At 65.7% G+C, this 1,992-nt stretch carries 1 protein-coding gene; it reads right to left on the bottom strand.

Annotated elements, in window-relative coordinates; all coding sequences use genetic code 11:
• Positions 1-80 precede the first annotated feature (80 nt).
• Positions 81-1,992: IS1634 family transposase (locus QZY48_RS28525; protein WP_295437047.1), on the bottom strand; the 1,912-nt coding region annotated here is incomplete at its 5' end.

The raw sequence follows: 1,992 nt of genomic DNA, 5'->3' as shown, positions 1-1,992 counted from the left end.
CGCTACAGAGCAAAGCGTGATTTTTCCGGGCTAGCCCGAGTTCGTCAGTTGGAAAAACACGATCGTTGATCGTTAAGTAGTTATGGATTTTGACCCCTGTTTTTCGGCACTACATTGGTGATCTCGCGGGGGCCCTTGGGCAGACGCAGACCGAGATGGGCGAGCAACTGGGCGGCGGCGGGCTCGGGGGAGGTGACGACGCGCAGGCGTAACTCGGTGCGTACTGGGCCGCGTTTGACCGGCAGCAGGACATCGACGCTTTTGATGCCAGCGATCTCCTTGATGAGCTGGCGCGCGCAAGAGCCCAAGCCCTTCGCCCGCATCCATTGTTCCAGCGAGCGCCAGAGGGCCAGCGCGAGGAAACACACCAGGATGTGCGCCTGCACCCGGTCTTGCTTGTGGTGAAAAACGGGCCGCAGACCCAAGTCGCTTTTGGCGGTGCGAAACGCGGCCTCGGCTTGGGTCAGCTGGATGTACCAGCGCCACAACAGGGCCGGGTCAGTTTCCTCGCAATTGGTGCGCAGCAGGTAGGCGCCTTTGTGGCGCTGGGCTTTTTGCCCGGCGACCAAGTTACTGGCGATCTCCAGCCCACAAGCCCAATTGGCCGCGTCGCGCCGGACCGTGGTGGCGATGATGGCCGCCGCGGCGGGATACTTGCCCAAGGCGCGCCCGATCTGTCGGCCCACCGCTTCCAGATCGCCGGTCGGTTTTCGCTCCAACCGCCGGGCGATGCGGCCGAGGGCAAGGGCCAGTTGATCGCTTTGACGCTGGAGCATCGCCCGCTCCTTGTCCGCCCGGGCGGCGCTGCGGCACAGCACGTATCTTTCGCCCGGCTGCCCGTCGGGCTGCGCGACAAACCTCACCTCCAGCCCGGCCTGCACCTCCTGCCAGTCGGTCTGCGCGAGCAGGACGGCTTCGTGATGCCGCAGCCAACTCTTCGGCGTGCCGACCAGATAACGCGCCTTGCGCTCGCGCAGGAACGCGATGTTGGCCTCGCTGACCATGCCGCGGTCCATCACCCAGATGCGTTCGGCGACGCCGTATTTTTGCTCCATCTGGCGCACGATGTCCTCGACCGTCGTGACATCGGCGCGGTTACCGGCAAAGACCTCGAAGGACAAGGGCAGGCCCTCGGGGGTGCAGACCAGGCCGATGCAGACTTGTTTGCAGTCGCTGCGTTGGTCGCGCGAGTAACCGCGCTGGGCCTGGGGGTTGAGTTCGGCCTGGCCCTCAAAGTAGGTGCTGGTCACATCGTAGAGCAGAAACTCGAAGCGCACGCCGAACCACTGGCGGTAGCGCTCCATCAGGTGGGCACACAGGGCGTCCTTGTTTTGGCCGAGGTGATCGAGCGCACGATAGAGGCGCGCGTCGTTCACCCGGGCGGTGTCGACGCCGAGCAAATCGTCGAGGGCGGTGGTGTCGTACCAATGCTCGGCCACGCCCAGCTCGGAGCGTTGCCCGCAAAATCGGGCGACCGTCAGCAGCGCGGCCACCTGCGACCACTCGACGGCCTCGTCTCCGGCGGGCAGCAGGCGCCGCAGCAACTCGTCGAGCTTGAGCCGATGCCACAGCGCGAGGCCCAGGTAGCCCTCGCCGAAGTCCCGCGTACGTTCCACCCGCAGACCGCGCACGTCCACCTGTTCCCATTGCGCTGGGGCCGACGCCGCCGGCGCGCCGACACCTGGCAGCGCGGCCGTGACGGCACGACGCTCCGGCACCTCGCCCCGCAACAACGCCGGCAGATCGTCCCAGCCGTCCCGCAGGCCGGCGACCTCGACTTCCTCCAGCTTGCCGAGGGAGGCGACCACGCGCTGCCGCGGCCCCCGCGCCGTGCGCACCGTTTCGCACAGATGCCAATAGCTGTAACCAACACCCCGATACTTCTTGTTTTTTCGCCGCAGGAACATGCCCGCAGTATCGCCGAAACCGCCAAACCCAACAATGGGCTCTTCGGCACTACATCGTTCCGCCGAAAAATCCTCCTCTGACGCG

Source organism: uncultured Thiodictyon sp., assembly GCF_903828115.1.
In the GTDB taxonomy this organism is placed as follows: domain Bacteria; phylum Pseudomonadota; class Gammaproteobacteria; order Chromatiales; family Chromatiaceae; genus Thiodictyon.
Note: the sequence above shows the minus strand (reverse complement) of the source record. Positions and strands in the feature narration are given on the sequence as shown.